Here is a 6,461-nt window from a genome sequence, read left to right on the forward strand (position 1 = left end):
ATGGATGCGGAACAGACATCCTCGATACCCGAAACCATCGCCACGTACCTGCGCCTGCGAGGGCTCGCCCCCACTGCCCGTGTCGCGCGGCGACGCCGGCGTCGAACGGATGACGAGAACGAGCCGTTCACTCCGGGCCGGGATCCGAAGGGTGTCGGCGATGTTCTCACCGCTCTCACCCGGGAAGCCGGGTGGGACGCACAGCTTGCTCGGGAAGATGTGGTTCTCACCTGGAACGAGGTGGCGGGGGCCGAAACAGCGCGCCACACCCGTCCGGTCGGTTTTGTCGACGGCATCCTCACCGTCCAGGCCGATTCGACAGCGTGGGCCCGGCAGCTGCAGAACATGCGCTCACAGATCCTCACCGAGATCATTCGTCGCTTCCCGGATGCCGGGGTCGAGAGCGTCCGCTTCATCGGGCCGGACGTCCCCTCCTGGAAATGGGGGCCGAGAGCCGTTCCAGGCCGCGGTCCACGCGATACCTACGGCTGAACCACCTCCCGGGACGTCGCGACGAATTTCATCGCGCCACAGGCCCGTAGAGCGCTCGAACGGAGCCTGGACTTGATAGACTGACCAACAGTCCTATCGTCGATGTGGAGCGCCTCTCACCATGCCCTCAGAAGTCCCGGAAAGCGTTCCCGAAGATCCGCAGCTCGCAAACGCCGGCAAGGTCCAGAACGAGTATGGAGCTGACGCGATCCAGGTCCTCGAGGGACTGGAGGCGGTGCGCAAGCGGCCCGGTATGTACATCGGTTCGACCGGTGAGCGCGGCCTTCACCATCTCGTGTACGAGATCGTCGACAACTCGGTCGACGAAGCGCTCGCCGGCTACTGCGACACGATCACGGTCACGATCCTCGAAGACGGTGCCGTGCGCGTTGTCGACAACGGCCGCGGAATCCCCGTCGACATGCACCGCACCGAGGGAAAGTCCACCGTCGAGGTCGTGCTGACGGTGCTGCACGCCGGCGGAAAGTTCGGCGGCGGCGGATACGCGGTCTCCGGTGGTCTGCACGGGGTCGGCTCCTCTGTCGTCAACGCCCTCTCGACCCGCCTCGAGGTCGAGGTCAAGCGCCAGGGATTCGTCTGGCGCCAGTCGTTCCGTGATGGCGGCACCCCGCTCGCGCCGCTCGAGAAGGGTGAGCCGAGCGACGAGACCGGAACGACCATCACGTTCTGGCCGGATGCCGGGATCTTCGACACCGTCCACTTCGACTACGACACCCTGCGCACTCGTTTCCAGCAGATGGCCTTCCTCAACAAGGGGCTGCGCATCACGCTTCGAGACGAGCGTCCGGAGTCCGCCTACGTCGTCGACGACCAGTCCAGCGGCACGGCTGCTACCCAGCCCCACGATGACTTTCTTTACGAGCGCGGGCTCGTCGACTATGTCGAGTACCTCAACAAGGTGCGCAAGACCGAGGTCGTCAATGACGAGATCATCGAGGTCGAGTCCGAAGACACCGATCGCCACATCTCGCTTGAGCTCGCCATGCAGTGGACGACGAGCTACACCGAGAATGTGTTCACCTTCGCGAACACGATCAACACCCACGAGGGCGGAACTCATGAAGAGGGATTCCGCGCGGCGTTGACGACCCTGGTGAACAGGTATGCCCGTGCCCAGGGCATGCTCAAGGAGAAAGACGACAACCTCACGGGTGAAGACATCCGCGAAGGACTCACCGCCGTCATCTCGGTGAAGCTTTCTGAGCCGCAGTTCGAGGGCCAGACCAAGACGAAGCTCGGAAACACCGAGGCAAAGGCTTTCGTGCAGAAGGTGGTCGGCGACCAGTTGACGGACTGGTTGGACCGCAATCCCGCGCAGGCCAAGAACGTCATCCGCAAAGCCATCGACGCCGCGACCGCGCGACTTGCCGCGCGCAAGGCTCGCGAGACGGCACGGCGCAAGAGCGTCTTCGAGTCGGCAGCGATGCCCGACAAGCTCAAGGACTGTGTCTCGAAGGACCCGTCGATCAGTGAGATCTTCCTGGTGGAGGGGGACTCGGCCGGCGGTTCGGCTGTCGGTGGTCGCGATCCTCACACGCAGGCGATTCTCGCCCTTCGCGGAAAGATCTTGAACGTCGAGCGGGCGCGCCTGGATCGGGCTCTCGGCAACAAGGAAGTGCAAGCGATGATCTCGGCCTTCGGCACGGGCATCGGTGAGGACTTCGACATCGCCAAGGCGCGGTACCACAAGATCGTGCTGATGACGGATGCCGACGTCGACGGTCAGCACATCACGACGCTGCTGCTGACCCTGCTGTTCCGCTACATGCGCGGGCTTATCGAAGCCGGCTACGTCTACCTTGCGCAGCCTCCGCTGTACCGGATCAAGTGGTCCAACTCTCCGCACGAGTACGTGTACTCCGATCGGGAGCGTGACGCGCTGTTGACCGAGGGAGCTGCCGCGGGCAAGCGCATCCCGAAGGACAACGCGATCCAGCGCTACAAGGGTCTCGGTGAGATGAACGCCGAGGAACTGTGGGAGACCACGATGGATCCCCAGACCCGGACGCTCCGGCAGGTCACGATCGATGACGCGGCGGCCGCCGACGAGATCTTCTCGATTCTCATGGGCGAGGACGTGGAGTCGCGCCGCGGGTTCATTCAGCGAAACGCGAAAGACGTCCGCTTCCTGGACATCTGAGTACGCGAGCACATCGAAACGACGAAGTAGAGACAGACATGGCAGACGAACAACGTCCCGAGCCGGAGCACAACCACGGTCGAATCGACCAGGTCGACCTGCAGCTGGAGATGCAGCGGTCCTACCTCGACTACGCGATGAGCGTCATCGTTGGTCGCGCCCTTCCCGATGTGCGCGATGGCTTGAAGCCCGTGCACCGCCGCGTGATCTACGGCATGTACGACGGTGGGTACCGCCCCGACAAGTCCTTCTCGAAGTGCTCGCGCGTCGTCGGCGAGGTCATGGGTCAGTACCACCCGCACGGTGACTCGGCGATCTACGACACCCTCGTCCGGCTCGTGCAGCCGTGGGCGCTGCGATACCCCCTTGCGCTCGGCCAGGGGAACTTTGGAACCCCGGGAAACCAGGGCGCTGCTGCACCGCGATACACCGAGACCAAGATGGCGCCGCTCGCGCTGGAGATGGTCCGGGACATCGAAGAAGAGACGGTCGATTTCCAGCCGAACTACGACGGTCAGACCCAGGAGCCCGTGGTCTTGCCGGCCCGCTTCCCGAACCTGCTGGTCAACGGATCGGTGGGTATCGCGGTCGGCATGGCGACAAACATCCCGCCGCACAACCTGCGCGAGGTTTCGGCCGGTGCACTGTGGGCGCTCGAGCACCCCGATGCCTCCCGCGAAGAACTTCTCGAAGCGCTCATGGAGCGCATCCCGGGGCCTGACTTCCCGACAGCCGCACAGATCCTCGGAACGAAGGGCATCAAGGATGCCTACCGCACCGGCCGTGGCTCGATCACGATGCGTGCGGTGGTCAATGTCGAAGAGATCCAGGGGCGGACGTGCCTGGTCATCACCGAACTGCCGTACCAGGTCAACCCCGACAATGTCGCGGTCAAGATCGGGGACCTTGCCCGCGAGGGCAAGATCACGGGCATCGCCGACATCCGTGATGAGACGTCGGGTCGTACCGGGCAGCGCCTGGTCATCGTCCTCAAGCGCGACGCGGTTGCGAAGGTTGTGCTCAACAACCTCTACAAGCACACGCAGCTGCAAGAGAACTTCGGCGCGAACATGCTGGCCATCGTGGACGGTGTGCCGCGGACGCTGCCGCTGGACGGATTCATCAGCTACTGGATCGAGCACCAGGTCGAGGTCATCGTCCGGCGCACCCGATACCGCCTGCGCAAGGCCGAAGAGCGCATGCATATCCTGCGCGGTTACCTCAAGGCGCTCGACGCGCTCGACGAGGTCATCGCCCTCATCCGTCGCTCCGCAACCGTCGATGATGCGCGCGAGGGTTTGAAGGACCTGCTGGAGATCGACGACATCCAGGCCGACGCGATTCTGCAGATGCAACTGCGTCGGCTCGCAGCGCTGGAACGACAGAAGATCATCGACGAGGCCACCGAGCTCGAGGCTCAGATCCTGGACTTCCAGGCGATCCTCGCCGACCCGATGCGCCAGCGTTCCATCATCCGTGAGGAACTCACCGCGATTGTCGACCGTTTCGGCGACGACCGACGCACCGAGATCATGCCCGGCTACGACGGCGATATGTCGGTCGAAGACCTCATCCCCGAAGAAGAGATGGTCATCACCGTCACCCGCGCCGGGTACATCAAGCGCACGCGCAGTGACAACTACCGGTCGCAGCACCGCGGCGGTAAGGGTGTGAGGGGTGCGCAGTTGCGGGCTGACGACGTCGTGGAGCACTTCTTCGTGACGACGACCCACCACTGGCTGTTGTTCTTCACGAACAAGGGCCGCGTGTACCGCGCGAAGGCGTACGAGCTTCCCGAGGCCGGCCGCGACGCGAAGGGCCAGCACGTCGCGAACTTCCTCGCGCTCCAGCCCGAGGAAGAGATCGCCCAGATCCTCGACATCCGTGACTACCAGGCAGCGCCCTACCTTGTTCTTGCCACCCGCAGCGGCCTGGTGAAAAAGACGCGCCTGACCGAATACGACACCAACCGCCAGGGCGGCGTGATCGCCATCAAGTTGCGCGCAGGCGAGGGTGAGGATGCCGGAGACGAATTGACCTCCGCGATGCTCGTGGACGAGGGCGACGACATCCTGTTGATCAGCCGCGAGGGCATGTCGCTGCGGTTCACGGCGACGGATTCGGCGCTTCGCCCCATGGGACGGGCGACCGAGGGCGTCAAGGGAATGTCGTTCCGTGGAGATGATTGCCTGCTGTCGGCATCCGTGGTTCGCGACGAGGGGTACGTGTTCGTCGTCACCGAGGGCGGCTACGCGAAGCGCACGGATGTCGCCCAGTATCGTGAGCAGGGCCGCGGCGGCCTCGGCATCAAAGTCGCGAAGCTGACCGAGGATCGTGGGGTCCTCGCGGGCGGTTTGATCGTCTCGGAGGACGACGAGGTCTTGGTGGTTCTTGCCAGCGGCAAGGTGGTACGCTCTGCCGTGGCCGAGGTCCCCGCCAAGGGTCGCGACACCATGGGTGTCGTCTTCGCCCGCCCCGATGACGAGGATCGCATCATCGCGGTCGCGCGTAACGGAGAGCGGGTTGTGGCAGAAGTCACCGCGGCCACGGATGCGTCGGATGACGCCGCCTCCCCCCAGAACGTTGAAGGAAGTCCCGACGCATGACGACGGTAGCCGACAAACTCGCCAAGAAGTCCAGCAAGACCACGACCAAGCAGGTGCGCCTGCGCCTTGTCTACCTTGACTTCTGGTCGGCCGTGAAGCTGTCGTTCCTGGCTGCCGTGGCGATCGCGATCGCAACCGTAGTGTTCTTCGTGCTGATCTTCCTCATCCTGCAGACGACGGGCCTGATCGGTCAGGCTGACGAGTTCATCGGCAGCTTCACCGACGGCACGTTCTCGCTGTCGGCAGTGCTGTCCCTCCCGCAGGTGCTGGCGTTCTCGGCGATCGTCGCGATCCTGAACCTCGTGGTCGTCACCGTCCTGGGTGCCGTCGTTGCCGGTATCTACAACCTCGCGGTGAAGGTCACGGGCGGCTTGCTCGTCGGATTCACCTCGAACTGACGCGGCGCTCGCTCGCGGCATCCCCGGTGGAAGCCGGGCTATACGACGGTCGTGCCCAGCAGTGTGCCGATCGCATAGGTTGCAGCTAGCGCCAGCGCACCGCCGATGACCAGGCGCAGCACCGCGCGTCCCTGCGATGCGCCTCCCAGGCGTGCGGAAATCGAGCCGGTGACGGCCAGCGCAATGAGCACTGCCACGACGGTGACCGGAACCCGCCACTCCGGCGGCGGAAGAAGGATCGCCAGCAGGGGGAGGAGCGCGCCGAACGTGAACGCGACGGCAGAGGAGAACGCTGCCTGCCACGGGCTCACCAGGTCGTCTTGGTCGATGTGCAGCTCCACCTCGAGGTGAGCAGCGAGCGCATCGTGGGCCGTGAGCTCCTTGGCGACCTTCACCGCAGTATCCCGACTGAGACCTCGCTCCTGGTAGAGCTGGGTCAACTCCTCGAGCTCTTCCGCGGGCATCTCGGCGAGCTCACGCCGCTCCTTCGCAATGAGCGCTCGCTCGCTGTCGCGCTGGCTGCTGACCGACACGTACTCGCCGAGGGCCATCGAGATCGCGCCACCCACGAGGCCCGCGACACCTGCGAGCAAGAGGGCCGGCGTATCCGTCGTGGCGCCGGCGACGCCGACCACGAGCGAGGCGACGGAGACGATGCCGTCATTGGCACCGAGAACGCCCGCACGTAGCCAGTTCAGTTTCTGGCTGACGCCGGTCGCGTGCGGTTCGTGGGTGTGCGTAGCGTCTGTCACGCCGCTCAGTCAACAACGAGCCATGGCGGCACGCAATGAAGGATCGGCTAAG

Annotated in this window: 5 protein-coding genes; 4 read left to right on the forward strand and 1 reads right to left on the reverse strand. The window is 64.5% G+C overall.

Translation table 11 applies throughout. The features are described from left to right. The 4 genes from AADH62_RS03470 (at position 1) to AADH62_RS03485 (ending at position 5,657) form a co-directional block, all read left to right on the forward strand. A complete protein-coding gene (locus AADH62_RS03470; protein ID WP_341578286.1) occupies positions 1–492 on the forward strand; it encodes a DUF721 domain-containing protein in 492 nt (163 codons plus the stop codon). Between the two features lie 121 nt (positions 493–613). Next, positions 614–2,653 carry a DNA topoisomerase (ATP-hydrolyzing) subunit B gene (gene gyrB, locus AADH62_RS03475; protein WP_341578274.1) on the forward strand — a complete coding sequence of 680 codons (2,040 nt, stop codon included), beginning with the start codon at positions 614–616 and terminating at the stop codon, positions 2,651–2,653. A gap of 38 nt (positions 2,654–2,691) precedes the next feature. Further along, positions 2,692–5,259, forward strand: coding sequence for a DNA gyrase subunit A (gene gyrA / locus AADH62_RS03480; RefSeq protein WP_341578275.1), 2,568 nt, complete (start codon positions 2,692–2,694; stop codon positions 5,257–5,259). Beyond that, the gene (locus tag AADH62_RS03485; protein WP_341578276.1) at positions 5,256–5,657 is read left to right on the forward strand and encodes a DUF3566 domain-containing protein; all 402 of its coding nucleotides are present in this window, start codon (positions 5,256–5,258) and stop codon (positions 5,655–5,657) included. The genes gyrA and AADH62_RS03485 overlap by 4 nt, the downstream gene beginning before the upstream one ends. A gap of 38 nt (positions 5,658–5,695) precedes the next feature. Here AADH62_RS03485 and AADH62_RS03490 read toward each other — a convergent pair whose 3' ends face one another. After that, a complete protein-coding gene (locus AADH62_RS03490) occupies positions 5,696–6,409 on the reverse strand; it encodes a VIT family protein (RefSeq protein ID WP_341578277.1) in 714 nt (237 codons plus the stop codon). Positions 6,410–6,461 lie beyond the last annotated feature (52 nt).

The organism is Microbacterium schleiferi (assembly GCF_038150145.1).
Lineage (GTDB): Bacteria > Actinomycetota > Actinomycetes > Actinomycetales > Microbacteriaceae > Microbacterium > Microbacterium schleiferi_B.

Coding starts and splice junctions, on each gene's coding strand:
- gyrB (WP_341578274.1), top strand. CDS start 614: ATGCCCTCAGAAGTCCCGGAAAGCGTTCCCGAAGATCCGCAGCTCGCA.
- AADH62_RS03470 (WP_341578286.1), top strand. CDS start 1: ATGGATGCGGAACAGACATCCTCGATACCCGAAACCATCGCCACGTAC.
- AADH62_RS03485 (WP_341578276.1), top strand. CDS start 5,256: ATGACGACGGTAGCCGACAAACTCGCCAAGAAGTCCAGCAAGACCACG.
- gyrA (WP_341578275.1), top strand. CDS start 2,692: ATGGCAGACGAACAACGTCCCGAGCCGGAGCACAACCACGGTCGAATC.